The sequence below is a fragment of the Streptomyces sp. O3 genome (assembly GCF_054788135.1).
The window spans coordinates 110,918-136,087 of the sequence record NZ_JBTVYK010000005.1 but is presented as its reverse complement, the minus strand read 5'-3'; the positions used below and the strand labels follow the sequence as shown (position 1 = coordinate 136,087).

19 protein-coding genes and 1 pseudogene are annotated in these 25,170 nt (G+C 69.4%); 7 read left to right on the top strand and 13 right to left on the bottom strand.

The genetic code is table 11. The features are described from left to right. Positions 1–777: 777 nt before the first annotated feature. From ACX6XY_RS04810 to ACX6XY_RS04800, 3 genes are all read right to left on the bottom strand, one after another. Positions 778–960: a hypothetical protein gene (locus ACX6XY_RS04810; RefSeq protein WP_460326711.1), complete on the bottom strand. Its 183-nt coding sequence runs from the start codon at positions 958–960 to the stop codon at positions 778–780. Further along, on the bottom strand, positions 957–1,775 hold the full coding sequence (locus ACX6XY_RS04805; protein WP_460326709.1) for an IS5 family transposase: 819 nt from the start codon (positions 1,773–1,775) through the stop codon (positions 957–959). Before ACX6XY_RS04805 ends, ACX6XY_RS04810 begins: the two co-directional genes overlap by 4 nt. A gap of 569 nt (positions 1,776–2,344) precedes the next feature. Continuing rightward, positions 2,345–2,956: an SMI1/KNR4 family protein gene (locus tag ACX6XY_RS04800; RefSeq protein ID WP_460326707.1), complete on the bottom strand. Its 612-nt coding sequence runs from the start codon at positions 2,954–2,956 to the stop codon at positions 2,345–2,347. Between the two features lie 518 nt (positions 2,957–3,474). On the opposite strand from ACX6XY_RS04800, the gene ACX6XY_RS04795 reads away from it, so the two are divergent. The 3 genes from ACX6XY_RS04795 to ACX6XY_RS04785 are packed head-to-tail and all read left to right on the top strand — an operon-like array spanning position 3,475 to position 7,564. Continuing rightward, entirely contained in the window at positions 3,475–3,900 is a 426-nt protein-coding gene (locus ACX6XY_RS04795; protein WP_460326704.1) for a DUF6507 family protein, read from the top strand. After that, positions 3,897–6,704, top strand: coding sequence for a hypothetical protein (locus tag ACX6XY_RS04790; protein WP_460326701.1), 2,808 nt, complete (start codon positions 3,897–3,899; stop codon positions 6,702–6,704). The genes ACX6XY_RS04795 and ACX6XY_RS04790 overlap by 4 nt, the downstream gene beginning before the upstream one ends. Further along, a complete protein-coding gene (locus tag ACX6XY_RS04785) occupies positions 6,701–7,564 on the top strand; it encodes an immunity 49 family protein (protein ID WP_460326698.1) in 864 nt (287 codons plus the stop codon). The genes ACX6XY_RS04790 and ACX6XY_RS04785 overlap by 4 nt, the downstream gene beginning before the upstream one ends. A gap of 5 nt (positions 7,565–7,569) precedes the next feature. Here the strand turns inward: ACX6XY_RS04785 and ACX6XY_RS04780 are convergent, their stop codons facing one another. The 3 genes from ACX6XY_RS04780 to ACX6XY_RS04770 all read right to left on the bottom strand — a co-directional run bounded on the left by ACX6XY_RS04780 (position 7,570) and on the right by ACX6XY_RS04770 (position 9,853). Beyond that, on the bottom strand, positions 7,570–8,832 hold the full coding sequence (locus ACX6XY_RS04780) for a competence protein CoiA family protein (protein ID WP_460326696.1): 1,263 nt from the start codon (positions 8,830–8,832) through the stop codon (positions 7,570–7,572). Positions 8,833–8,960: 128 nt separating this feature from the next. After that, a complete protein-coding gene (locus ACX6XY_RS04775) occupies positions 8,961–9,146 on the bottom strand; it encodes a hypothetical protein (protein WP_460326694.1) in 186 nt (61 codons plus the stop codon). A gap of 89 nt (positions 9,147–9,235) precedes the next feature. Next, positions 9,236–9,853 carry a hypothetical protein gene (locus tag ACX6XY_RS04770; protein ID WP_460326692.1) on the bottom strand — a complete coding sequence of 206 codons (618 nt, stop codon included), beginning with the start codon at positions 9,851–9,853 and terminating at the stop codon, positions 9,236–9,238. 248 nt (positions 9,854–10,101) lie between these two features. On the opposite strand from ACX6XY_RS04770, the gene ACX6XY_RS04765 reads away from it, so the two are divergent. Next, positions 10,102–10,581: an NUDIX domain-containing protein gene (locus ACX6XY_RS04765; RefSeq protein ID WP_460326690.1), complete on the top strand. Its 480-nt coding sequence runs from the start codon at positions 10,102–10,104 to the stop codon at positions 10,579–10,581. Between the two features lie 65 nt (positions 10,582–10,646). Here ACX6XY_RS04765 and ACX6XY_RS04760 read toward each other — a convergent pair whose 3' ends face one another. Continuing rightward, positions 10,647–11,108 carry a hypothetical protein gene (locus ACX6XY_RS04760; protein ID WP_460326688.1) on the bottom strand — a complete coding sequence of 154 codons (462 nt, stop codon included), beginning with the start codon at positions 11,106–11,108 and terminating at the stop codon, positions 10,647–10,649. 112 nt (positions 11,109–11,220) lie between these two features. Continuing rightward, positions 11,221–12,012, bottom strand: coding sequence for an SPDY domain-containing protein (locus tag ACX6XY_RS04755; RefSeq protein ID WP_460326686.1), 792 nt, complete (start codon positions 12,010–12,012; stop codon positions 11,221–11,223). A 105-nt stretch (positions 12,013–12,117) separates the two neighbouring features. Here ACX6XY_RS04755 and ACX6XY_RS04750 point away from each other — a divergent pair, with 105 nt between their 5' ends. After that, positions 12,118–12,396: a hypothetical protein gene (locus ACX6XY_RS04750; protein ID WP_460326684.1), complete on the top strand. Its 279-nt coding sequence runs from the start codon at positions 12,118–12,120 to the stop codon at positions 12,394–12,396. Positions 12,397–12,951: 555 nt separating this feature from the next. Here the strand turns inward: ACX6XY_RS04750 and ACX6XY_RS04745 are convergent. From ACX6XY_RS04745 to ACX6XY_RS04725, 5 genes and pseudogenes are all read right to left on the bottom strand, one after another. After that, positions 12,952–15,075: a DEAD/DEAH box helicase gene (locus ACX6XY_RS04745; protein ID WP_460326682.1), complete on the bottom strand. Its 2,124-nt coding sequence runs from the start codon at positions 15,073–15,075 to the stop codon at positions 12,952–12,954. Further along, positions 15,072–16,403 carry a BREX system ATP-binding protein BrxD gene (brxD, locus tag ACX6XY_RS04740; RefSeq protein WP_460326680.1) on the bottom strand — a complete coding sequence of 444 codons (1,332 nt, stop codon included), beginning with the start codon at positions 16,401–16,403 and terminating at the stop codon, positions 15,072–15,074. Before brxD ends, ACX6XY_RS04745 begins: the two co-directional genes overlap by 4 nt. Beyond that, positions 16,400–19,273: a BREX-2 system phosphatase PglZ gene (pglZ, locus tag ACX6XY_RS04735; protein WP_460326678.1), complete on the bottom strand. Its 2,874-nt coding sequence runs from the start codon at positions 19,271–19,273 to the stop codon at positions 16,400–16,402. Before pglZ ends, brxD begins: the two co-directional genes overlap by 4 nt. Continuing rightward, on the bottom strand, positions 19,273–23,265 hold the full coding sequence (locus tag ACX6XY_RS04730) for a PglY protein (protein ID WP_460326676.1): 3,993 nt from the start codon (positions 23,263–23,265) through the stop codon (positions 19,273–19,275). Before ACX6XY_RS04730 ends, pglZ begins: the two co-directional genes overlap by 1 nt. A 132-nt stretch (positions 23,266–23,397) precedes the next feature. Continuing rightward, positions 23,398–23,900 (bottom strand): annotated as a pseudogene (locus tag ACX6XY_RS04725) (ATP-binding protein). A 160-nt stretch (positions 23,901–24,060) separates the two neighbouring features. On the opposite strand from ACX6XY_RS04725, the gene ACX6XY_RS04720 reads away from it, so the two are divergent. Together ACX6XY_RS04720 and ACX6XY_RS04715 are read left to right on the top strand one after the other, a co-directional pair. Next, a complete protein-coding gene (locus tag ACX6XY_RS04720) occupies positions 24,061–24,948 on the top strand; it encodes a helix-turn-helix domain-containing protein (protein WP_460326673.1) in 888 nt (295 codons plus the stop codon). Further along, positions 24,945–25,136: a DUF397 domain-containing protein gene (locus ACX6XY_RS04715; protein ID WP_460326671.1), complete on the top strand. Its 192-nt coding sequence runs from the start codon at positions 24,945–24,947 to the stop codon at positions 25,134–25,136. The genes ACX6XY_RS04720 and ACX6XY_RS04715 overlap by 4 nt, the downstream gene beginning before the upstream one ends. The last annotated feature ends 34 nt before the right edge of the window (positions 25,137–25,170 follow it).

The window sequence follows — 25,170 nt, the reverse complement described above, 5'->3', positions numbered from 1 at the left end:
CGGGGGCCTCGATTCTGGGATTCTCAAGAGGGCCCGGATGGTTTCACGACTTGGGCTGACATGAGCTCCGCACGTAGCCGCCGCTTCTGAAGCGGCCGCCCAGGGGCTCCACGGCGGAGCTCCCGGGATGGTCTCAGTTCTGGTCTCATTCACCCCCGTCCGGCCCCGTTCGGACAGAACCCATCCGGGTACTCCACCGCAGCTCAGGACACTCACGGCCGACGCCGCCCCCCCCAGACGAAGACTTTGGAAAGCGTGTTGGGGGCAACCCCTCACGAGTTCGAATCTCGTATCCTCCGCAGTCGCCCACCAGGACAAACGAAGGGTCCCACCGCTCAGCGGTCGGACCCATCGTCGTTGCTTGGTCTCAGAAGCCGTTGTCGTACCGAATGTGATCGCTGAGTTTCTGCTGTTCAGGCATGGTTCCAGCTGGGCTGCGGAAGGGTCCGGACGTTCAGTTCGGGCTCGTCGATTCGGAGCGGACCATGACGTCGGTGATGGGGCCTTTGGAGGAGCGGGAGGCGGCTGCCCGGGTGCGGGTGGAGGGGCTTCAGGCGGAAGGGAACGGGTTCTTGCTGAACTCAGCGATGCGGAGGCGTTGTTGGAACTCCGCGTGATCGCCCGGACGGAGCTCTCCGAGGCCCCGGCCGCGCCGGCTGAGCAGGTGGCCGCACCGGTTCCCGGTCCGCGGGAGACGGCGGTGGAGAAACCTCCGGTCGCGGGGTCGGTTGTGCCGAGGTATGGCGAGGGGATGGCCGTGGCTGCGCTCGCGCCGGACTATCGGCGGATGGTGGAGTTGCGGGAATCCGGTCCGGCCGGTGGTGAAGCGATCTCGGCGAAGGAGATCGCGGCCGGACTGGATCTGCCGCTGGTGCCGGCGAAGGTCGAGGGCGTGCGCTCTCGGGCGAGGCGTCTGGCCGAGCGGGGATGGCTGACCGTGATGCCGTCGGGACGGTTCATGCCGCGGCAGTCCACCGGGAGCGTTCCCGCTGCGGCCGGGACGCCGGGCGGGCCAGACGGCGGCTGAGGAGCATGGCCTGCGAGAAGTAGATGAATGCCTCGCTGGAGGAGGGCAGCGTCTCGAAGTCCCGCACCAGGCGCCGTGAACGCATCAACCATCCCGGCGTTCTCTCTACGACCCACCTTTTCGGCAGCACCACGAACCCCGCCATGTCGTCGCTGCGTTTGACGATCTGCAGGGTGAGCTGGAGTTTCGTCTTCGCCCAGGTGACGACGCGGCCGGCATAGCCGCCGTCGGCCCACACCAGCGTGATCTTCGGGAACCGCCTTTGCAGCAGGGGCAGCATGCCGCGGGCGGCCTGCCGGTCGGTGATGTTCCCGGCCGTCACCAGCACCATCAGCAGCAGGCCGAGACTGTCCGTGATGACGTGCCGGCGCCTTCCGTTGATCTTCTTGCCTCCGTCGTAACCGCGTGAGGCGGCGGGCACCGAGGCGGCTGTCTTGACGGACTGCGAGTCGATGACCGCCACGGTCGGCTCCCGCTGCGGCCCTCGGCGATACGGGCCTTCCCGCGCAGCCGGTCGGACAGCTCCTTGACCAGGCCGCGCGCGCCATCTGCGGAAGAGCGCGTACACGCGGTCCCAGGCGGGAAAATCGGCAGGCATGGACCGCCACTTGATCCCGTTGTCCGTGACATAGAAGACCGCATCCAGCATCACGCGGTGGCAATAGCCCTCCGGCTGGCCGCCCCGGCCCTCCATCCAGGCCGGGACCGGCAGCGCGTCGCGCACCACCGCCCACTGCCCGTCCGTCATGTCCGACGGATACCGCCGCACCCGCTCCGGCCGGTCAGCCGCGTTCCCGAACCGGTGAGCGAGACAATCACACGACGACACGCGGAAGTTGGACGCGACCGGGTGCATCACGCAAGACTGAGACAACAGGGCCTCCCCGCACTCGAGCTGGCTCCGCAACCCTCGAGCTGCACCGGAGGCCCTGCCTTCATACGCGCACTCGGCCAAGATCACCCAACCAGGGATCCCGCTCGATCACAACCGTCCTGGTGATCGATAGGAATACGGCTTCTCACACTGTCGTCTGGAGAACAGCATGAGCGACGGTCGCGGCTGGCCATTACCCGCGACCGCTGACTCCCAGCCTCCGCCTCGGCGTTCCCCCGTCCGTGGGCGTCGGTGGAGCCGAGTACCTGCTGTGGATCAAAGCTCCCGGCGACTCCGACGGCATGTGCGGAACGGCACCGGATGTTCCCGCAGCCACGTTCTCGCCGTTCCTTGCGGAAAGCCTCATCGACGGCGATAGCCCGTCCCCTGGCGCTGCTCGTAGAAGCCTTGGCAGCTCGGCAACCCCCTCTCCAATGCGCGCTCTAGTCCCATTCGATGGCACCGTTCACGACGCGGCCCGGCGGGTCGTCCGGGGTGCGATCGTTGAGGGGCTTGACCTCGTAGTGGACACCCTCAGGCACGAGTCTGCTCAGCTGGCAGAGTTCGTCTTCGAAGAAGTGGTGGAGAGAAGGGTAGGTGTTGGTGTCGATCTCACCGTAGTCTCCCCACTGCCCGACGGAACCGGTGGTCGCATCGACGAAGTACCCGTACATCTCGCCGCATTCGTAGGGCTCAGCAGCGAAGGGGATCCACTCCCTCTCCCAGTAGGCGACGTCCTCGTTCGGCCCTGGCATCATGTGGTGGTGAAGCCGCGTGATCGTCGTCAGGGGTAGCAGCGCCCAGACGCCAGAGAGAAACTCGCCCTCCGCGCATGATCCCGTCAGCCCGTTCGAGTCATCGAGCTGCGTTACTGTCCCGTTGTTGACCTTCAGGTAGGCGCGAAGCTGATCAGGGATCCGGACGCCGAGCTGTTCCTCAGCGGCGGTGATCTCCTCTTCGCTTGCCGGGCCGTTGAGAGCACGGTGGTTGACCGGGGCGTTCTCGGCCAACCATGCGACCACCGTCCCCCAGGTCCGCACCGCATCGTTCGGCATGATCGTTTCTCCGTTCGGGTGACTCCGCGGGGTTCGGCTTGGGGCGGATCCCTGACTGTCCGGCAATCCAGCCTGATCAGTCGGGCGTCATCGATGCCCGGACGCGCCATGGCCTTCCGCAGAGTGAGCGGGGTTCGACCCTACGACCCGACGTTCTGCGTACATCCGGCGGGCTTGCTCGCTTCGGCGCGCACGCGGATGCTGCTCAGTCCTTGCAAACGATCAGTCCCTATTTCGGTTTGCAAGTTGGACGCTCAGCCAAGTCCGCTCGTTGCGGCCGACCAGTTTTCGCCATCCGAACTCAGCTGAGCAGGGCGACCAACGTGGTCCGCATTGCACCTGCGTCAGCGATTCCGGCAGGATGTCTGCTCCGTGTTGCGTAAGTGAGGGTGCAGCGCAGCCGATCGCGCCCCAGGGTGAGACTGCCGCCGACGCCATCGGCGGAGAGTTCGCGCAGACTTGGCGGCGCGTATGCAGGATCGATTCGCCGAAGTCGGTAGTCGTTCGGGGGTTGGGGTATGACGGGCTGGGATATACGGCCGCAGGGTGTGCAGGGCCAGCTCGGGAAGACCGTCACGAAGGCGGGTGATCTGGAGAAGGCGCTGACCGCGTTGTTGACGCATCTGCAGGAAGCCGCGCAGGCGGCCGGTACCGCGGTGCCCGGGTCGCAGGCCGTCACGCACCTCCCGGGCCCTCCGGGACCGGACAACTCGCCGTTGACACAGAAGGCGCTCGGCCCGGTGGCCGCAGGGATCGGTGAGTTCGTCGAGGGCAAGAAGAAGGATCTGACGTCGATGGCGGAGCGGGTAGAGGCGTCGATGACCGGCGCCGTGCTGGCCACCCGTGAGTACGTCGAGGGGGATCTGGAGACTGCGAAGCAGGCCCAGGACGCGGCCCGCACCGTCAACCTGGATGTGCTGCGTGACCTTCGGGGCGGGCAGTGAGTGACAACAGCGTCCCGGTCGACCCGTACGAGATACCGGTGTTCACCGGTGATCTGGAGGTGCTGGACGCGAAGGTGAAGGCGCTGCGTGAGGACGGCGAGAAGTTGTCCGGCGCGGCGGGCGATGTACACACCACGTTCGGTGGGCTGTCGGCGTTCTATCAGGCGCCGGAGGCGGAGAAGCTGTTCGCGTCCACCCAGCCGGTAGTCACCACGGCCGACGACCTGCAGCTCGACGTTTCCGAGGTGGCGTCCGCCCTGGGCACGTACGCGGAGACGGTCCGTCCGCTCACAAAGCGGCTGGAGGAGCTCAGGCAGGAGGCCATCGCCTTTCGCGCCATGACGACCGAGGATTCGGACTGGCGGGAGGACGGCGACAAGGTCGAGGACAACAACCAGCGGTACAGCGAGATCGGCAAGGTCTGGGGACAGTTCCAGGAGGCGGAGGTCGCCTGCTACAACGCGATCGTCGCCCTGACCGGCGGCACGGCTTTGAAGATGAACGGCGAGCCCGGCCAGAAGGGCCACTACGGCTACACCGGCGACGTCCTGTCCCAGGCCGCGGAGCTGCCCTGGGGTAAACCCGTCGAGGAATCCATCCCCTGGTACCAGTCCTACGAATACGTCGGTGATTTCTTCGAAGGCGTCCTCGTGGACGGGGTGTGGGGCACCATCAAGGGCCTGGGCACCCTGGTCGGCGTGGACGGCTGGGACGCCGCCGGGCAAGCCTGGACCGGCCTGGGCAAACTCCTGACCGGCCTGGTCGTCGGGGCCTTCGAGGTCGTACCCGGTGGTGCCTTGGCCGTGTCCGCCCTCCCGGACGGCAAGGTCACGGACTGGATCGACGACTCCCGTAAGGCCGTGGTGGAAACCGGCAAGGCGCTCATCGCCTACGACCAGTGGGACACCCAGCCCGGCCGCGCCGCGGGCGCCACCACCTTCAACGTCGTCACCACCGTCCTGACCGGCGGCGCCACCGGAGCCGCCGCTGGCGCGGGCAAAGCCGGCGCCGTCGCCAAGACCCTGTCCCTGGCCGGCAAGGCGGGCCGGGTCATCGACCCCATCACCTACCTCGGCAAGGGCGCCGGGCTGGGTGTCAGCAAGATCGGCGATGCGATCGCCGCACTGCGCAGCACCGGACAGATCGACATCCCGCCCCTGCCCGACAACGCCGTCACCCTCCCCGACGGCGCACGCCTCCTCGACGACGGAACTCTCTACCTCCCCGACGGCGCCCGCCTGCCGGACGGGGCGATCGAACTGGCCGACGGCCGCGTCACCGTCCCCGACGACGTACCGGTCGTCCCCGAGGACGCCATCCCCGTCACCATCACGGACAAGACGACCGGAACCACGACGGAAGCCTTCATGCTCACCCGGGGCCCGGAAGCAGGCACCATCGTCGACGGCCGCATGAACACCATCCAGGACGCCAAGGCCGCCCCACCCGACATCGTCGACCAGCCCGCCACCCGCACCGACGCCGAACAGCCCGTCCTGGTCGGCGCCGGAACACGCGCGGACACCGCCACCGCCATCAGCGGCCGCACCGACAACACCATGACCGGGCCCCGCATGGACCTCGACAGCAGCAATAGCGGCCGTGGTCCCGGCCCGGCGGGCGGCAGCGGAGCGGCGGACAACGCGACCGGGGGCGGATCTCGGGCTGTCGGCAGCGGCGACGGCCTCACCCGCAGTTCCTCCGGCGGGCACGAACCGCCCAGCGGAGGACATGGAACCGGCCCCGGCTCCGGCGGCCTGCCCGACGACCTGGGCCGCACAGGCGACGATGCTGCCCACGGCGGAGATACGGGCCCTGCAGGATCCAACAGCTCTTCGACCCCGCGTGCGCAGGACGAACGGCCGCCGTTCATGCGGGACGGCGACAACCCTTACGGTCCGCCCGGTTCACTCACGCCGGACCAGATCAAGGAGATCCAGGTCTACCGGGCGAACCACGAGCCTGGCTACTTCAAGCGGTTCTATTACGAGCACGGGCCAGGTGACTACCGCCGCCTCAGCACCAGAATGCCCGACGAGAGCGGCTACGCACCTGTCCAGCTGAAGCCGGATCCGAGCATTCCGGGACGGTACATCCCTGCCTCGGATGCCCCGCCGCCGCTGCCCGAGAAGATGGTTCCGGGCTCGCGCGTGGAAGCAAGCCGCCTTGATGTCCGTGACCAGCACACGCTGGACCAGCTCGACGAGTTCGCCGGGAAACGCCGGAGCGCGATCGACTACTCGCAGAGTTCTAGGCGTTTCAGGGGTCTGGCCGATGAGGAACTCGTCCTGCGCCACAGTGATGAGGCGGAGCTGGCACGCCTCGAAGCCGGATACGACTACAGCGATGCCATGCGGCACAGCACCAAGCAGGCAGAGACCTACGGCGAAGCAGTCGCCGAGTACCAGGTAGTCCCCGAGCACTATCCCAACGCCACGAAGCAGACCCTCCACGGCCCCCGGAACGGCAACGATCAGTTCGATCAGGTCTGGGAACGTGAAGACGGGGGATTCGTTGTCGTTGAAGCGAAATCCGATGTGGGAACCGCGCTCAACAAGCGCGACCTCCCCGGGGGCGGCAGCGCCATGCAGGGGACACGGGAATACTTCCTCGACATCATTCGTAAAATGTACGGGCGCGAGCGCCAGTTCCCCAGTGAAGGAGAGCTCGCCGACAAGCTGACCGCAGCCCTTGACGAGGGCAGGCTTGACTACATCCTCGTCAAAGGCAAGTCTGACGGAGGCCAGTACGCTGGCTACGTCACCGAGCAATTCGACATCGGGAAAGGCAGGAGCGACCAGTGACGACATCAGTCGGTCGGCACGGCAGCGCAGGGCCTGACGACGCGGCCTACGCGAACAGCCTGGGCCGGCGACTGGCAACCAGGGTCAACACCCTGGAACAGTCACCGGACATGCTGGACGCCGCGCTGGCACTCGCCCAAGTCCACGTCAACGCCCGGCTCGCCGTCGACCCCAACGCTTCCCACCTCCCCACCTGGGAGGCCGTGGTCTCTGCGATGCAGATCGGCTCCGCGCTCTTCGCCACCTCCGGTCCAGTCGGAAGCGAACCCGCCGAATGCCGCATCAGCGACGAGATGCGCACCCTGCCGCAGACCGGCCCGCTGTCAGCCCACACCGCCGGCAACTGGCTCACGGCTTTCTACTACGCGATCGTCTGCCGCGATCAGGCACGCATGACAATGCTCTGCAACGTGCCCCTCGATATTCTGCGCGCGAGCCCGGTCGAATATGACGAGTTCATCTTCCTTTGGATCGATGTCCTCCAGGCATATTGGCTCGAACGCCCCGGTCTGGTCGACAAGTTGATCGCAGCGATCGAAAAGTCGCACCCCGACCAGGCGCCGAACACCGACCGCGAGAGCCTGGACAGGATCCTCTACCAGCCGATCAACCTGTTCCACCGCTTCCTGCGCAAAGACCACGAAGGGTTCCAGCAGACACTCGTCGAAGCGCTGGAACTGCACAAGGAGTACTGGACCGCATCGCAGGAACGCGAGGACTCCGTGGAGGGATACCTCGCAGTCGGCCCGCTGGCCATCGCCTGCCTGGCCTTCGACGCCAACTTCCCGATCGATGTCGAATCGCCGTACATTCCGAGCGAACTGCTCAATCGGGCATGGCTCGGCGAGTTCCCCACCTGACCCGTCTACCGCCTGTTGAGGGCAGACCGGCATACGTTGCAGTACATGGCGGCGTTCCGTCCGTATCGCCGCATCAGCTGGCTGCAGCCGGCGCATGGCCCGAGCTCCCATGGTGGGCATCCCAGGGCGGCGGAGGCGGCGGTGCGTTCCACGGTAGTGATCCGCATCGGGGCGCGGGAGCGCTGGACCGGCATGCGGGGAAGTGTGAAGCCCCCGGTCGGCTGGTCGAGGTCACGGATGGGTCGGCCGTCGCTGACGAACCGGCCCTCCTCTCCGGCTCGGCATGTGCGGTCGATCTCCTGCTCGGCGAAGGTGATCACGTCGTCCTCGTCCTCGGCTGGGGCCGTCGGGAGAGGAGTCTTCTCGGCGATGAGCTCCTGCCACCGCGCGCGGTCGTCGGCAGATACCCACATGTGCCTGCCGGCGCGGCCGTTCCCTCGGTTGGGCACGTAGACCGGGACGCTGTCGCCCGTAGCGCTCCGCAGGACCAGATCCTCGATATGGACGGGCTTCCGCTGCGGGAGGCACAGGGCGGGCACGAACCAGTCCGCGTGAACCGTGCCGCAGTGGCCGGCGCCCTCGCTGATGAGGCAGTGGCGCTCGCTGCTCGGTACGCACTTCCAGACTTCGAGGTGCCGGTACCCGCCGCGGATCACCATCTCCTTGCCGTCGGCGATGTCCTTCCACGGCATGTCGTCGACCCGCGCCCACGGCGCCCGGTCGATCAGGGAAGCAGTCCGGTCCTTCGCCACCCAGAGCGGCATGATGCCGTGCTCCCTGGCATTGACCGAGCGCCGGTGCACACTGCTGGGGCTGAGGTGGTGGTACTGGATCTCCCAGCCGATCCGTACGCCGCGGGGACCAACAACGACGGCGTCCGGGACGCTGCGCCGGTTGCCGACGGGAACCTCGGCCTCGGCTTCCAGGCCGTACCGCCCGGCGGTCTCGACGATCCGCTCCTTGGTGGCCTTGTGCTGGGCGCTCTCGGCCGGCGTCGCCTTGTGGGTAACCGGCAGGTGTGAGGCGACAAGTGGTCGGCGGCCTCCCGCGCGCCCTCGGCGGATGAACATCCAGGGCGACTTACCGCCCGACTCCGACAGGCACTCGCGCTTTTCGTGGTGTGCCAGGCATTCGAGCAGCTGCGGGTCGCGCTCGGAGACGCTGGCGGTGATCTCCTGGAGCAGATCGGGACGGTCCGGGTGACCGAGGTCGGGCAGGGACAGATTGATCTCTATGCCATATCCGGTGTGCCACACCCCATTAGCCATTCCTCCACCATAAGAACGACCACTGACACCCAACAGGGCGCGCGAGGGCCTGAACTCCGAAAGCCGGCCCCGCAGTTCCTCGGGACCGGCCAACAGAAAGGGGCTGGATCACCAGCCACCTCAAGCGGTCAGCGCCGCCACATGTCCCAGAGCCACCCCATCGTCGTGACCGTCACGAGCCCCAGCACCTGCTGAGCCTCGCTGCCGATACCGGTGGTGTAGCCCGCTGCAAATCCGACGGCGACGGCCGCGACGAGCATCTCGAACCTGGGCGGCCGCTCGCTTCCGACCACGGGGACACGCATACTGGACATGGTTCTTCTCCTCGTTCAGATGGGTTGGACCATCCGCCGGATCCCGGAGATCTGTGGAAGGTGACACGGGATCCGGCGGAAGCTTTTGGCTAGCTGTCGTCGCCGCGCACCTCAGCCACCGGCAGCTCCTCCTCGTACAGCTCGGAGCTGACCAATTCGCCGAGCTTGGAGGCCATTTCACGGCGTTGCTGCTCGGACAGGCTGCGGAACGCGCGCCATGCAAGTTCCGCAGGAGAGCTGGGCCGGCGCCCCATGGCAATCCAGGCCAGAACGAGCGACTTATCCGGCTGGGAAAGACTCTTCAGGCGCTCCCAGACCGCCTCCGGATCCGGCGCCCGCCGCACTCCCTCCAGAACACGCATCACGCGCACCTCGTCGAGCGGCGCCGGACGGAGAGGCACCAGAGCTTGAGACTCTCGCATCGCGCGGGAGCGGACGCCTGGCTGCCAAACGGGATCACCGGCCTGGACGAACCGGGCTTCGTGGGAGCTCAGTGTCGGGTCATCACGGTTGGTCGCGATGACCCAGCCGTAATCCCGTAGCTCCCGCACACGGCGGTCGATCTGCGCGACGTCGGGGAAGGCTTCGCGCAACTGCGCCTTGGAGTACACGTTCCCCTCGCCAACCTCTGAGGCGAGCCAGAGAGCCGTCCGCACCTTGGACGACATCTTCTTGTCAGTCCAGTCCGGCAACTGCGATCCCGACACGTGCTACACCCCCTTCGGCTGCTGCATACCAAGTAGAACACATTCGGCGCAGTTCGGCGCAGCTTTCCGGCGCACTTCGGCGCAAGATCACGCACTGCCTGTCGGCCACCGGCCGCTTCTCCGCCGCGATCAAGTTCATCAGCGACGCGCAACCAGCTACAGCCCGACCCGGGCACCGCGGTCGCCCGCCCCAGCCCGTGGCGGAACTGGCCCACAGGCTCGGCGCCATCTGTGGCTAAAGTCCGTCCGTGAGCGAGAACGAGCACGAGGTCAAGATGGCCCGCCCGCGCATGGCAGCCGGCGCCCTCTTTTTCGACGACGCCGACCGGGTCCTCCTCGTCGAGCCGTCATACAAGGACTACTGCGACATCCCCGGCGGATACGTAGAGATGGGCGAGTCGCCCCGGCAAGCCTGCGAACGCGAGGTCCACGAGGAGCTCGGCATCAAGCCGCCCATCGGCCGCCTCCTCGTCGTGGACTGGGCCCCCAACCCGGGCGAGGGAGACAAGGTCCTCTACCTCTTCGACGGCGGCCACCTCAGCACGGCCCACCGCCGGCAGATCATGCTCCAAGCCGAAGAGCTCCGCGGATATGCCTTCCACGCCGCCGCCGAGCTCCCCGACCTGACCATCCCGCGTCTCGTACGACGCATCACCGCCGCCATCCATGCACGTGCCCACGGTGCGACCGCCTACCTCGAACACGGGACGGCGCTCAGAGCCGAGTAGAGCACCACCAGCGCATCCACTCCGCACACGGCGGTACGTGAGGGCGGGCAGACGAGGCTTCGACGTCAGTCGTGGCCGAGGTAGCGCAGCCCGTCCTCCAGGGTCGGGTGGGATCGGTCGACCGGCCCGGAGTTGCGGTTGTACCAGGCCGCATCCAGGCCCAGCTCCCTTGTCTCGTGACCGGCCCGGCAGCGCAGCCACACCGAGTCGTCACGCGCACAGAGGATGATCCAGTCCCGGTACGCGCCGCACTGCGGACACATGCGGACTTCGCCGTTGACCACGAGCGGCTGGACCCAGGGCATCATGAACCCGGCGACATCCTGCCGGGACGATGCTCGCAGATCGGAGGGCAGGAAGTCGGACGCAACCTCCTCTGCATCCGCTCCAGCCGCGGGCGTGGCCACCTCGCCCTGCGTGATATCCAGCGGCGAGGGTTGCTGCGCAAGCATCTGCATACGCGCGAGCCCCTCCTGCTGGAGCCTACGGAACTCGCGCTCGGCACGAGCACGGCGTCGGAAGAACATGCACAACTCCATCTCTCTCGTCTCACAGGTACAGAGAACGAGCACGCGGGGAATGACGGCGGATGGCGGCGAGGACCCACGGATAGCGGATCCGTGCGGGCGCGGGGGAGCGTCAGCTGCGGTGGACGACGCTGAGCCGTCCCTCGGAGCACTCGGGCAACACACGGCGGGGCACCGGGACCGGCGAGGCCAGCGAGGACGCGAAGGCAGCGACCAGGTCGTGGGGGACACTGGCGCTGAAGGTCGCGCACCACAAGTTCGGGGCGCCGGTATCGGGCTCCGCCCACGCCTGCCAGCCCACCAGGTCTGGGCGCGGGTCGGCATCCTGGACGAGCGGCGGCGACGGCTCCAGGGACACCGTGCAGGAGAAGCCCGAGTCGGTGGCGGTCGTGCCAGGCCGGTCCGCGTCGCGGAACCAGCGCTGGGCAGAGAGCGCGGTCAGGACCGTGTCGGGTCCCTCGAAGCCGACGTCGGGTTCCTGCCGGGCGTCGAGTGCGACGAGGAGATCGGCGAGCGCCTCGTGCGGGACGCCGGCGGTGAAGTAGGCGTTCCATCCGGTCATGGCGGAGGCCGCATGGGAGCGAGCGCTGAGCTGCCAGGCGACGGGCAACCCGCCCAGCTCGAACGGGTTGGCCGCGAGGATCCACTCGGCGCCGCGCAGCCCGTCCGGGCTCACATACTGCAGGGTGCTACGGGACGTCGGCCACATGCTCCAGCCGAGGCCGGTCAGGACGTCTCCCATCCGCTCGGCGAGATCGCCGTCGTCACCAGCCAGGTGGCGTGGGGTGACCCAGTACACCGGGTCGTGCGGGTCGGGGAAGGAGGGTTCGATGGGGTGGTGGGGGTGCAGGGGCGCCTCCGTGAGTTCGGGGTGGTTTTCCGGCAGGGCGTTGTAAGTTGACATACGTTGCGACCGCGCGCCAGAGCTTTCCGGGTCGTTCATGTCTGCCCCCGGCGAACTCGTGTCTGCCATGGCAGGGAACCCGGCGCAGTGCGGATACTGACCGACATGACTTCGTCTCCGCAGGAAGAGATCAAGAGCGCCGCACAAGCCATCTCGGACATGCATGTCGCAGCGGTCCCCGACGAGCATGCCCGTGCCGCCGGCCGGGCTGCGGCCAACCTCTGCTCGGGCGCCGGACACCGACTCTCCTACGCGCCGACAGAACTGCAGCAGCTGATCACCCATGCCATCGAGATCGGTTACGCGACGGCCTTGCAAGATGTACGCGACGGTGACTTCGGCGGAGACGTACGAGAGTGGCGGTCCAGCCTGTTCGAGGAGTAAGCCGCAGTGTGGAGGCCCGAACGAGCCCCTCCATATATTGGTCTCAGCTTTGGTCTCATTCACCCCTGTCCGGAGCCGTCAGATCACCGGCCAGCATTCACTCAGCCGCAGGTCAGGACACCCACGACCGGCACCGGACAGCCGGACGAACATTTGGCAAGCGTGTTGGGGGCAACTTCACAACCCCCTCCCGGAGCTCCGCGTCGAACTACCGCCTCTTCTCTCCACGACCCTCAACTTCTCCTGCAGCCTGCTCTCTACCCTGCGCCGGGTAGGTCAACTGCCATGTCTACGCCAACCTTTGAAGAGATAGAGAGCGCAGCCCAAGCTGTCTCGAGCCTGCACATGGCGGCGGTCCATCACGAGTTCATGCGGGCACTTATGAACGCGTGAGCAAGCAGCAAGGTCGGGACTGAAGGCCGACTCCTGCCCAGCAGTGGCCGCTACGGTCGACAGCACACACGCAGCCTCGATACTCGAGGCGCCACGCCGGCCCCTTCAGTGACCGGCTCGGTGACCACGCGCCATGAGACGCACAGTGAGCCGTGAACCGCCTCATGCATGAACGGCGATAAAGCGCACAGGTTCGGCCAATACTGTTGCAGCGGCAGTCAGATCCGCCAGTCGGGCCGACAGCGTCGCCTCCGCGAGGCGTGGTGGCAGCGCGTCCCCGAACTTGAGTCCTCGCACCGCCCGTTCGTCGACATCGGGAAGGATGAGGCGGTCCGGAGCCTCGCTCAGGGTTTCCTTCCACGCCGGTGGAGTGAGGTCTTCCCGCAGGCGGATCCAGTGGTCGTTGATGCGCTGGCCCGGTACCGCGATTCCTTCCAGGCTGGCGGCCAGTGTCGCGTTCGCACGGTGGCCTGCCCAGGTCCACCAGCGAAGTTGCCCCGATTCATCGCGAATGATCAACGTGCCGCCCGGGTGGACCTTCTCCAAGAAGGTCTCACGTGCCTCCTTGAGTGTCGTGGTGGCGCGTTGGGTCAGGGCGACGGGGGGATCCGTGCCGAGCAGTGCCGCGCGCACGGCGCGGGTGACGTCGAAGGAGGTGCCCTGGCCGAAGCCGGTGCCGCTCCACTTGGCCTTTCCACCGCTGTCGACCGGCTCGACGTAGCAGCGCTTGCGCCGCCAGTCGATGTAGGTGACCTGCCAGCTGCGGCCCGCGAGGAGGAGCCGACGGGGGCCGTCGATGCGCTCGGTGAGCAGGGCGGGGTCGGTGCGGCCGATCTCGGTGCGTCCTTGCAGGACGGTGAACTGCGGGGGTGCGGTGAAGACGGCGGTGAGATTCATGAAGTGGCGTTGCCCGAAGCGCCGTTCGGCTTCGGGGCCGATGAACAGCATGCCGCCGTCCTGGTCGAGGTACCCCTCCTCGACCAGATGGCGGACGATCGGCTCGGCCGAACCTCCGAAGGGGCCCAGGCCGTTCCACCACTCCTGCCAGAGCCGGTCTCCTACGCGGTGTTCCTGCAGGCACAGGGCGAGCAGCTGCTGGGCGACGATGTGCCGGGGCTCGGGCGGCGCGGTCACCGGTTCCACCCAGCCGCGTGACCACTGGAGCAGCAATCCCGCGGCGGCCAGGAGTCCGGCCTGATCCAGGGCGAGGAAGAGGCAGTTGCGGGTCGTTCCGGGGCGACGGCCGGTGCGGCCCAGACGCTGGAGGAAGGAGGCGACCGAGGAGGGGGCGTCGATCTGGATGACCCGGTCGAGATCACCGACGTCGATGCCCAGTTCCAGGGTGCTCGTGGCGATGATGACGCAGTCCCGCGCCTCGGCGAACGCGGTCTCCGCGCGTCGGCGTTCGTCGAGGGAGAGCGAGGCGTGTGAGAGGAACGTGGTCACGCCCTTGGCCCGCAGTTTGGTGCCCAGCTCTTCGACCAGGCGCCGCGACTCGCAGAAGACGAGCCGCTTCTCACCGCGGTGGAGTCTGCTGATGACGGTGGCGGCGTTGTCGAGCGAGCCGACGTAGTCGAGTTGGATGTCACCCGGTGGTACGGAAGCCGGCGTCTGCTGCGCCTCGGCCAGGTGGGGTGCGACGACGCGGCCGGGGCGCCGGCCCGCTCCCGATCCCTGGAGCCAGGTGAGGAGGGCTTCGGGGTTGCCGACGGTCGCGGAAAGGCCGACGCGCTGTACGGTGCGGCCCACGACTTTCTGGAGGCGTTCCAGTACGGCGAGCAGGTGCCATCCGCGGTCGTCGCCGGCGAAGGCGTGGACCTCGTCGACGACCACGGCCCGCAGCCCGGAGAAGAAGGACGTGTGGTCGACGTTGACGCTGACCAGCATGGCTTCCAGCGACTCGGGGGTGGTGAGCAGCACGTCGGGCCTGGAGGCGAGGGTGCGCCGACGCGCGCCGGCCGGCGTGTCCCCGTGCCACAGGGCCGCGGTCCGGCCGAGCCAGGAGGTGTAGGTCTCCACGCGCGGAAGCAGGTTGTTCAGCAGCGCCTTGAGGGGGCATACATACAGCACCGAGGTGCCGGTCCAGTTCTGGGCGTGCATCCGGGAGAGCAGGGGGAAGCAGGCGGCTTCGGTCTTCCCTCCGGCTGTCGGGGCCAGGAGCAGGGCGTCGTCTCCGGCGGTGAGCGGTGCGACGGCGGCCTCCTGGAGCGGGCGCAGGCCCTTCCAGCCCAGGGTGTTCACGATGTGGTGGACCAGTGCCGGTTCCAGGTCGTCGGCGGAGCTCACGGCAGTTCCAGCTTGATGTCGTCCGGCCGGTCGGCGGCGGCGTTGCGTTCGGTGTCGGTGAGTTCGTCGGCGGAGACGGTGAGCCGGTAGTGCCGGCGCGGGTCGAAATCCTCGAACTCGTCGACGCGGTCGAGGATGTCGGCGACGAGTTTGCGCAGGAAGACGCGGGGGGCGATGCCGACGTCGCCGCCCAGTCCTCCGGTGACGGCGGTGGCGAGTTCGTCGATGTAGGGGTCGTCGACCCGTGTGGTGACCCGGTCGGGATGGCGTGCCGCCCCCCGGTAGAGGTCTCGCACCGTGCGGCCGAGTTCACCGAGTCGTGGCAGGTCGAAGCCGGTCAGGCGGAGCTGGACGGCGCGGGGCGAGTCGAAGCGGGCGTCGGTCGTGAAGTCGGTGGCGAGGCGCTGAGCCAGGGGCGGGAGCCGTTGGACGCCCTGCTGTCCGTCGTAGAAGGCGGGGGTCCCGGTGATGACGAGGAAGAGTCCGGGGAACCGTCCGGCATCGATCTCGTCGAGGAGCTGGCGCAGCGCGTTGAGGCCCTTCTCCCGGACGTCGCCGCGGACGCGCTGCAGGGTCTCCGCCTCGTCGAGTACGAGGAGCAGCCCCGGGTGGCCGCAGTCGCGCAGCACGGTCAACAGGCCCTGGAGGAAGCCGAGCGCGGCGAAGTGGTCCAGGTCTCCGCGTACTCCGGCGGCCCGGCGGGCGGAGGCGGCCACGGACTTCTGGCCGCCGAGCCAGGCGATCAGTGCTTCGGCCGTCGCACCGTCCCCGGCGGCAGTGGCCCGGCGGTAGCCGCGCAGGGCGGCGGCGAAGGCGGGGGTGGTGCGGGCGACGTCGGCGAGCCGGCGTTCCATCAGCTCTTCCACGGCCGTGGCGAGGGCTTCCTCGTCGTCCTCGTCGATCTCGGAGCCGTCGAGGACCTCTTCCTCCAGGGTGTAGAACCACGAGTCGACGACCGCGCGCAGCGCGCTGGCCTGGTGGGTGGCGGTGGTCAGGCGCTCGGTGAGCCTGCGGTAGACGGTCTCCAGCCGGTGCAGCGGTGTCTCGGTCTCGGAGATCTGCACTTCCGCGGTGGCGAGTCCGGCGCGTTTGGCCCGCTCGGCCAGCCAGCGGGCGAAGAAGGTCTTGCCGGAGCCGTAGTCGCCGCGGACGGCGTGGAAGGCTGCGCCGCCGCGCCTCGCGGTGGCCAGGTCGTCGTCGAGTGCGGCTTCGAACCGCTCAAGGCCGACCGCGAACAGGTCGAGGCCGGACTGCGGGACGGTGCCGCGGCGCAGGGCGTCGATGACCTCACGGCGCCGGACCGGACTCACGGCGGCGGGGTCGCTCACGTCTTCTCCTCCTCCGGACCGGCCACCTCGTCCGTCTCCTCCTCCACCACACCGTCGGCGGGGTCGACGGCATGGTTCGTGTCGCCGTCCTGCGGTTCGGGCAGGAACTGCTCGCGCAGGAGCGGCACGTCGAGTTTGACCGCGTGTCCACCGTCGATGAATCCGAGGACGGGGTACCCCTCGACGTTCAGCAGCCGCTGCACGGTAGCGACGAATCCGTCGATGTTGCGGCGGACTCGCCCGGTCGCGGAGATCGCCGCGGCGAGCGCGGCAGGGGACATCGTGCCGCCCGCTGTGACGAGTGCGTCGATGACCGCGGCCACCACCTTCGCCTCGGGGGCTTTGCGGACGTATTCCTTCTGGGCCGCGTACACCTCGCTGCGAACGACCGCGCTGCCCAGTGCCTCCGCCTCCGAGGGGGCGGCGTCCGTCCGGGCGGGCGGCCGCTCCTCGGCCGCCGGCGCGCTCTCGGAGGGGGCTGTGGGCCGCGTGGGCGTGGGCTGCTCCGGCGCCGCCGGCCGGTCGGCGGTTTCGGCGTCGGAAGCCACGGCACTGTCGGCGCCGGTGACCGGTGTCCGCCACCAGCCGGGCGTGGACAGCTCACGCGGCAGCGGCGCCCAGTCCTTCGGGGCTTCCTCTCCTGCGGGCAACAGGACGAGCACCGGGACGGTGACTTCGGCCAGGGCGGCTCCCCCGTGGTACCCGGCGCGCCGCCCGGTGTAGCGGATGTCCTCGCGCCACGGCAGGATCACCGCGCCCCCGCCCTCGCGCACCCGCGGGCCGTGCACGGCGATCTCCCCCTCGCCCGCCGGTCCACCGGTGCGCCAGCGGGCGGACTCCGCGCCGTCGACGGTGGTCGCCGGGGTGTCGGGGCGGGTGCCGCGCTCCAGGACGTGTCCGTGGTCGGCGACGAGGACGACGGGGCGGCCGTAGCTGCGGGCGGCGGCGAGGAGTTCCCGCAGGTGCGTGATCTCGGCCGACGACCAGGTGGTTCCGCGACCGTGGCGGCCGTTGTCGAGTGCCTCGTCGATGGTGTTGAGGACCACGCCCACCACGGCGTCCGAGGCGAGGGCCGTCATGAGCGCGTGGGACAGGGCGTGGCCCGCCTCGCCGCCGATGTCGGCCTTGTGGAAGAGAGCCGCGGTCTTGCGCCTGCGTTTCCAGAAGGCGGTGAAGCCGCTCGTCTCGGTCGACTGGCCGCCGTCCGCCGCTTCGCCCGTCAGCAGTGAGGCGCGGCTGGCGCGGGTGATCGAGGGCAGCATCGAAACGGCGGCGAGCCGTGCCGGGGGCGCTCCGGTCTTCGGGCGGGGCACGATCTCGCGCCAGCCGTCGCGTTCCGCCTCCTCGCCGAGCTGTGCGGCGACCGCGCCGCTCATGCCGTCGAGGACGAGGAGGAGTGGAGCGGCCCGGCCGGTCAGTGGGCGTACGACGGTGTCCAGGACGTTCTCGACGACGAGGCAGCCGACGGTGTGCTGGGCGGTGGCGTGTGCGGCCCAGGCGGCGAGCTTCCGGGCGAACTCCCGGTCGAGGTGCTGCCTGCGGTCCCGTGCCTGCTCGTAGAGGGCGCGCAGGTCCCGACCGGTCTCCAGGTCGCCGTCGGGGTCGCCCGCCCACAGCACGGTGAGTGACCGGTCCACCCAGGCCCAGTCGGAGACATGGGCCTGTACGGCGGCGGCCACGCCGGTGACGGCGGGCTCGGGGCTGCTGAGCCAGCGCGCCACCCGTACGGCCGCCTCGGCGGCCTGGACCTGTTCCGGGCGGAGGCCGGCCAGGGCGTGCCCGAGCAGGTCGGCCAGTGCCGTCTCACCGGCGCCCGGTGAGACGCGTGCTTCGGCGACGGTCCTGCGCAGGTGCGCGGTGAAGCTGGAGGGGAGGAAGCGGCTCGCGGTGAGTCCCGGGACGAGTCCTGCCTTGTCGGCGAGTTCGTCGGCCCGGTCCAGTACGGCGACGACGCGTCCGCGGGCGTCCTGGCTGGTGCGGGCGTCGGCGATCCAGCGGGTGAGGGTTCCTTCCACGGCGTCGGTGAACACGGCGAGTTCCGACCGCCGGGGCATGACCTGCCCGAACAGTCCGCCGAGGGCGAGCACCGTGTCGGCCTTGGCGGCCGGGTTCCGCAGGATCGCGCCGAGCAGGCCGAGCGCCATGGCGTCGTGGCCGAGGCCGGCCTCGGCGAGGGACAGCAGGACGGGGACGGCCGGTCCCGCGACCTCCGCGAGCCACTTCTTGAGTTCGGCGCGCTCGGCGGCGCCCAGTTCGGCGAACCGCTGGGGACCGGCGGGCGTGCGCGACCAGGCGAGCAGGGTGTCGGCGTCGAGGGTGAGCTGCCCGTCCTGGCCCGGGCCGTGCGCCGTGCGCAGGCCGAACCGCTGGGCGGCGAGGGAGCGCAGTGCCGCGTCCCGGGTCAGTACTCCGCCGATCCGCGGCCAGCCGTCTTCGGCGGGCTCCGCTTCGACCAGGGCCTCCAGCAGCCACCGCTCGCGGTACATCCGCGGGTCCAGGGCGGTGGCGCCGAAACGCTGGAGGACGACCTCGGCGTTCTCGACGGTGAGGGTCTTGCGCCGCACGGCCCTGCCGCGCACGTCCCAGCCGAGCTGCTCGTCGTCGACCCCTGTCGTCACCACGAGCACGTCGGGGGAGGCGGCTGCGCTCCGGTGTTCGTGCAGGGCTGCGACAACGCCGAGGACGGAGGCTTCATCCCGCACGTGGATGCGCCACGCCTCGCCGTCCAGGGTGACAGTGAACCGGGGCGGGGCGCCCGGCGCGTACTGGCCGTGGACGAGCATGAGGCTGCGCGCGCGCAGGTCCTCGGCGTTCGCGGCGAGCAGGGCCTCGACGGTACGGCGGCCCACGCGGGGCAGGACCGGGGCCATCAGCCGGCGTTCCCGTCGTCCGGCTCCGTCGCGGTGCCGCCGGGGCCATCGGTGCCACCGGAACCGGTCTCGGTGACCGGCTGCCAGGAGACCTGGATGCAGGTGCCGGGGTGGGCGGCGACGTAGGCGCGGATCTCCGTGCCGATCTCGCCGACCGTGGCGGCCAGCGACTTCTCCAGCCGGGTGGGCTCGATGAGGTGCACGGCACGCGGGCGGCCGGCGGGTGCCGGGACGGTGTCCTCGCCGCCGCTCCGGCCGCGGGAGTCGTCGTCCGGCGTGGCGGGCCGGTCCGGTGCGGGCGTCGAGGGGACGGGGGGCTTGCCGTGGTCGGTGAGGCTGACGTCCTCGGCGGTCGGTTCCGGCGTCACGGGCGTGACCGGCCCGACGGGCGGAGTGGCCGGCGGGGCGGGCTGCGCCGCCTGGGTGAGGCGGGTGGCCTCGCGCAGCAGCGCCATCACGGTGTCCGGGAGCCGGTCCAGGACGGGCACCAGCGAGACGCCCTGCTCGTGGTCGCGGGCGGTGCGGTGCACCTCGTCCAGGAACCGGGCCGCCCGCTCGCCCACGGTGTCCTCGCGTCCGACGAGGTCGCGGCGGACGGTGTCCAGCAGCGACCAGTCGGTGCCGCGCAGCGCGGCGGCCACTTCCGGCGCGTGCCGCAGGGCGCCGGCGATCTCCTCGTCGGTCACGTCGTACGCGGCGGCGGCCAGTTCCCGTACGAGCGCGGCTGGTTCGGTGGTGCGCAGCAGCCGGGCGACGAGGTCGGCGGCGGCCTTGGTGGACTTCAGGCGGGGCGCGTCGGCGCCGCCGGGTCCGGTCAGTCCGAGGGGGGCGGCGCGCTCCGTCAGCAGGGTGCGCACCTCGCCGAGGACGACACGGTGGTCCTCGGCGACCGCGCGGACGCCTTCGGCGAGCCGGGCGATGTTGCGGGCGAACAGGACACGCGACACGGTCTTGCCGAAGATCGTCCCGGCGCGGCCGAGCGCGGTGTGGAACTCGTCCTCGGTGGGCAGTTCCACGGCTCTCAGGCCGTATCCGGGGCCGATCCGCTCCAGCTCGGGTGCCTTGGGCAGCGGCGAAGTCTGGTAGACCCAGGTGCGGTCGTCGAGCAGGGCGTACGTGGCGATGATCAGGTTGACGACGTGGCGGTCGAGGCCGGTGTAGCCGAGGTCCTCGATCCAGTCGCGGATCTCGTCGACGGACAGTTCCGGACCGGCGTCGGGGCTCTCGGCGGCCTTCTTGTTGATGCGCAGCCGCCAGTCGGTGGTGACGTTCAGCGGGCCGTCGTGGACCTCGCCGAGCTGGAGGGCGTGCACGATCCGGCGGACGACGGGCAGCTGATGGCTGTCGACCACGACGCGCCGGGAGCCGTCCTCCATCGCCTTCGTGACCCATTCGAGTGTGGTCTTCAGCTCGCGGGTGGTGACGGCCTTGCGGGTGAGCCGCGGGTCGAAGTCGGGGTGTTTGGGGTGGCGGGCGCTCAGCAGCCCGTCGGCGAGCAGGAGGAGGTTCTCCTCGAAGCCGACCGCGGGTTCGGGCCGGGTGCGGGTGTAGCCCGGCTGGAGCGACATCAGGTGGTGGCCCTCGGGCACCTCGGCGCCGGCGGTACCGGGCTCGGCTCGGTTGATGCCGTACAGCTGCAGCAGCGCGTCGGTGAGCTGGCTGGTCAGGCTGTCGCGGGACGCCTTGAGCTGGTTGCGGATCTGGACGCGTTCCTCGGCGGGACGGGTGGCCGTGTGGTCGTCGAGCCGGTCACGCTCAAGCAGGTAGTTGATCTTCAGGAGGCGTCCGAGGTTGCGTGCCTTCTGCTCGGAGAGGAAGTGGGGCAGCCAGACGAGTGTCGGCCCCGTCTTCCCGGCGCGCTTCATCCGCTCCACCCGCTGCACGTCGTCCATGGGCGCGTGGCCGTGGTCGTCGAAGGGGTAGTCGAAGACGAAGCGGAGGTTTCCCTCGGTCTGCGGCGCGAACTCGGCGTCGGGCAGGTGGGGGTCGCGGACGTTGCCGAAGACGAACTCGACGGTGCGCTTGGTGCCGCGCCAGACGACGGTCCGCTCGCAGACGAACGCCTGGGTGTCGGGGATGCCCAGCGCCGCCCACAGCTGGTCCTTGATCCACTGGCGGCGGTAGCCGTCCTGGTCGGCGACGCCCTGCACCTCTTCGAGGAGCGGCTCCACGTCCAGGTCGGACAGGTGCAGGTGGAAGACGGGGTCGGCAGGATCACCTTCGCTGCGCAGCTCGCCGTCGAACCCCTCGGCCTGGAGCTCCTGCAGGCGCTTGACGGCGACGGCCCCGGCGTCTCCCACCCGGGTCCTGATGGTGCCGTGGTTCAGCGCGGCGAGCCGGCCGCCGGTGAGCCGGGTCAGGGCGGGCACATTGGGTGCGAGGGAGGCCAGCAGCAGCGTCTTGACGAGCCTCTCGTCGGTCCGGAACCGCTTGTCGTCCGCGGAGCCGTACTTGGTCAGCAGGTGTTCGCGGACGCGGGCGTGGAAGCGGTGTGCGATCTCCGATTCCTTGCGGAGTTTCGCGGTGAACGCCTCACCGGTCCGCTCGGCGATCACGTCCCACAGGTCGCCGATCGGGACGAGCTGGCCGAGCCGCAGGTCGTCGCGGTGCCGCCGCAGCAGCTCCTGCACCAGTTTGAGACCGGTCCGCTCGCGCTGGAGCGCACCGGACAGGTCGACCAGCACGTTGAGCAGGGCCGGGGAGAGCGGGTACAGGGTGCGGAAGTCGTCCCAGCTCGCCTCCGTGCGCCCCTGTGCGTCGAGCAGCACCTGCCGCACTTCGTCCCGCGAGGATTCCACTAGCTTGAACGCGTCGTCGCGCGCCTGTTCCATGCCCTGCCGGGGCGCGAGCACCCGGTGCTTGATGATCTCGACGAGGTTGCTGTCCTCCGGCTCGACGACGTCGATCCGGCCGGCGAGGTATTCGACCTGCTGCTCCAGGTTCTGCACGTCCGCACCGGCCACGTCGGAGCCGATCAGCTGGGACAGGTCGCGCTGGCGGGAGATGAAGGAGACGATCGGCACTGCCCGGCCGCTGTCCGCGGACTCGATCAGTTTCACCAGCCGCTGCACCTGGTCACGGACGAAGTCCTGGTCGCCCATGTGCGCCTGGAGCCAGAGGATCAGCTCGTCCAGGAAGAGGACGATCCCGTCGTAGTTCAGCGACTCGGCGTGGCGGGCGATGACCTTCAGGCCGTTCTCCAGCGGGATGAAGGAGTGCGCGTCACCGCGCGCGGCCTGCGTGTACGCGGCCATGGGCCCGGTCAGCAGCGCCGACACCAGCCGATCCCGCTCCTCGCTGCCGGGCGGCGCGGCGAAGGCGCGGTCCAGCTCGGCGCTGCTCCAGCCGCCCGCGCCGGGCGGACCGGCCCCGGCGTCGATGCCGGGCAGGTCGTCCTCGTCGTCCTCGGCCCCGCCGCCGGAGGCGGCCTGGGCGCCCGCGCCGAGCCACTGGCGGAACTTGTCGTCGTCACCGAGGAACTTCCGCTGCCGGTCCGCGTCGGCGAGCAGCGCGTCCGACCGGTAGACGGCGGGCGTCGACGCCTCCGGATGCATCTCCCGTACCGCGTGGACGTACCCGCCGAGCAGCGCCGAGTCCAGATCGGTCGATCCGACGAGGTGGTACGGCACCTTCAGGAATCGGCTGCCGCCCAGCCAGTCCCGGTGCTCAGCGACGACGTCCTTCAGCCCCGGCTTGTTCAGCGCCCCCTCGTGGCCGTTGAGCACGGCGTGCAGCACGGTGAGGAAGTGGCTCTTACCCGCACCGAACGAGCCGTGCAGGTACGCGGCGTGCGAGTCGCCCGTGCGGACACTCTTCGCGACGAGGCCGAGCGCTTTGCGGAACGCCTTCTGCAGCTGCTCGGTGACGACGTACTCCGCCACCCGCTCGTCGGCCTCGTGGAAGCCCTGGGAGAGATCGACCTTGAAATCGCCCGCGTGGACGTCCTCCTTGATGTCGATGACATCCCGGAGGAACAACTCTGTGGTCGACATCAGGCGATCATTCCCTCACTGTGCTGGCGGCCGGCCCGGACAGCGCCCCCCTCTGGCGTTGGCGCCATGTCCATCTTGCCAGGTGGATCCGACAGCGGGAGAGGAGATCGCCACCGATTCCGCGGCGGCGTTTTACCGTGAGTGACGAGGAGGCGGCGGGCCTCCTTGTACGGCTACGGGGCCACCCGGAGCGTCCCCCGCTGCCCGCGCGAGATCCACCTCCGCCCACACCGTCTTGCCGGGACCGGTGCGCTCCGTCACACCCCAGCGGGCGGCCAGGGCGTCGACCAGCACCAGTCCCCGGCCCCCGTCCGAGTCGGTGGGCGGGAGCGGCGCGCGGGCAGGGCAGGGTGCGTGTCGGACACCTCGATCCGCAGGAGCCCGGTGGCGGGCGTGTGGGACAGCCGCAGCGCGAAGTCCCGCCCCGGTACGCGCCCGTGCAGGACGGCGTTGGCACTCAGCTCCGCGGCGATCAGTACGGCGGCGTCGGGCGCGGAGGTGCCGCGCGGCACGCCCCAGGCGTCGAGCTGGTGCGCGGCGAGTCCGCGGGCGAGGCGTGCGCCACGACGGGTCGCGGAGAATCGCTGGGCGAACGTACGTACGGTGACAGCGACTTGGGCCTGTTGCGTCGGCATGGGGCTCACCGTCCCGCCGCCGCTGACTCCACCAACAGGACCGACACTGGTACAGATTCACCTGTACTGGTTCACTCGCTGGACTGGGTGTGTCACGGTGCGTGACGATGGGACGGGTTCGATGTGTGCACCGGGGCACGGGAGGCGGGAGGCGGGCTGCATGGCGACGGGCAACGGTGGCGGGGTCGGCGGCGGAGGCACGGGCGGAGGCGCCGGAGCGGGCGCCTCTCACGGGGAGCACGACCTGTCCGACAGCCTCAAGACCTTCGGGGCCGTACTGAAGGCGCTGCGGGAAGAGGCCCGGCTGACGCAGGAGGAGTTCGCGCAACAGGTGCGGTACTCCGCGCACTACGTCGCCAAGATCGAGCAGGGAAAGCGGTTCCCTCCGGGGGACCTGCCCGAGCGCGCCGAGCCGGTACTGGGTGCCGCCGCGGCCAAGGTGCTGACCGCTGCGGCGCGGAGTCTGACGCGGAGGGCGGGGCTCGCGTCGTGGTTCCGGCCGTGGGCGGGGATCGAGGAGGAGGCGGTTTCGTTGTATGCGTACGAGTGCCGGGTGATCCCGGGCTTGTTGCAGCCCGAGCCGTGCATCCGGGAAGTATTCGAGCGCAGGTTGCCGCCGCTGGCCGAGGGGAAGTTCGAGCAGCAGGTGGCAGCCCGTCTGGCACGTCAGCGGCTGCTGCACGAGCGCCCCAACACGTCATTCTCCTTCATGATCGAACAGGCGCTCATCGAACGTCGGATGGGTGGCACTCAGGTGACACGGGCGCTCATCGACAACCTGCTGGCACAGGGCCGTTGCCGCAACGTCGAGATCCTGATCATGCCGCTGCGCCAGGAGGACCACTCGGGGTTCGAAGGGCCCAAGTACCTGGCCGAAACGCCGGACAACAAGTGGGTGGGATACGTCGAAGCCCAGGAGACCAGTGTCCTCATCACGGACCCGAAATCGGTCAGTGCGATGCTCCAGCGCTATGGAAAGATGCGCTCGCAGGCTCTCAGCCGGACGGCCACCGCGAGTCTGCTGGAGCAGATGCGAGGAGCGCTATGAGCACCACCGGACTTGTCTGGTTCAAGAGCAGCTACAGCGGCGGTGGCGGTGACAACTGCGTCGAGGTGGCCCTGACCCCGCAGGCTGTGCACGTTCGCGACTCCAAGGACACCTGGATTCGGCCCCTCGTCGTCTCCCCCGCCGCCTGGTCGGTGTTCACCGCGCACGCGTCCAACAGCGGTCACTGAGCAGCTCGTAGGCAGGCAGGGGAGCGGAGTCCGG

Coding starts and splice junctions, on each gene's coding strand:
- ACX6XY_RS04810 (WP_460326711.1), bottom strand. CDS start 960: ATGAACCGTCCCGACGGCATCACGGTCAGCCATCCCCGCTCGGCCAGA.
- ACX6XY_RS04805 (WP_460326709.1), bottom strand. CDS start 1,775: ATGACGGACGGGCAGTGGGCGGTGGTGCGCGACGCGCTGCCGGTCCCG.
- ACX6XY_RS04800 (WP_460326707.1), bottom strand. CDS start 2,956: ATGCCGAACGATGCGGTGCGGACCTGGGGGACGGTGGTCGCATGGTTG.
- ACX6XY_RS04795 (WP_460326704.1), top strand. CDS start 3,475: ATGACGGGCTGGGATATACGGCCGCAGGGTGTGCAGGGCCAGCTCGGG.
- ACX6XY_RS04780 (WP_460326696.1), bottom strand. CDS start 8,832: ATGGCTAATGGGGTGTGGCACACCGGATATGGCATAGAGATCAATCTG.
- ACX6XY_RS04775 (WP_460326694.1), bottom strand. CDS start 9,146: ATGTCCAGTATGCGTGTCCCCGTGGTCGGAAGCGAGCGGCCGCCCAGG.
- ACX6XY_RS04760 (WP_460326688.1), bottom strand. CDS start 11,108: ATGTTCTTCCGACGCCGTGCTCGTGCCGAGCGCGAGTTCCGTAGGCTC.
- ACX6XY_RS04755 (WP_460326686.1), bottom strand. CDS start 12,012: ATGTCAACTTACAACGCCCTGCCGGAAAACCACCCCGAACTCACGGAG.
- ACX6XY_RS04750 (WP_460326684.1), top strand. CDS start 12,118: ATGACTTCGTCTCCGCAGGAAGAGATCAAGAGCGCCGCACAAGCCATC.
- pglZ (WP_460326678.1), bottom strand. CDS start 19,273: ATGGCCCCGGTCCTGCCCCGCGTGGGCCGCCGTACCGTCGAGGCCCTG.
- ACX6XY_RS04730 (WP_460326676.1), bottom strand. CDS start 23,265: ATGTCGACCACAGAGTTGTTCCTCCGGGATGTCATCGACATCAAGGAG.
- ACX6XY_RS04720 (WP_460326673.1), top strand. CDS start 24,061: ATGGCGACGGGCAACGGTGGCGGGGTCGGCGGCGGAGGCACGGGCGGA.
- ACX6XY_RS04715 (WP_460326671.1), top strand. CDS start 24,945: ATGAGCACCACCGGACTTGTCTGGTTCAAGAGCAGCTACAGCGGCGGT.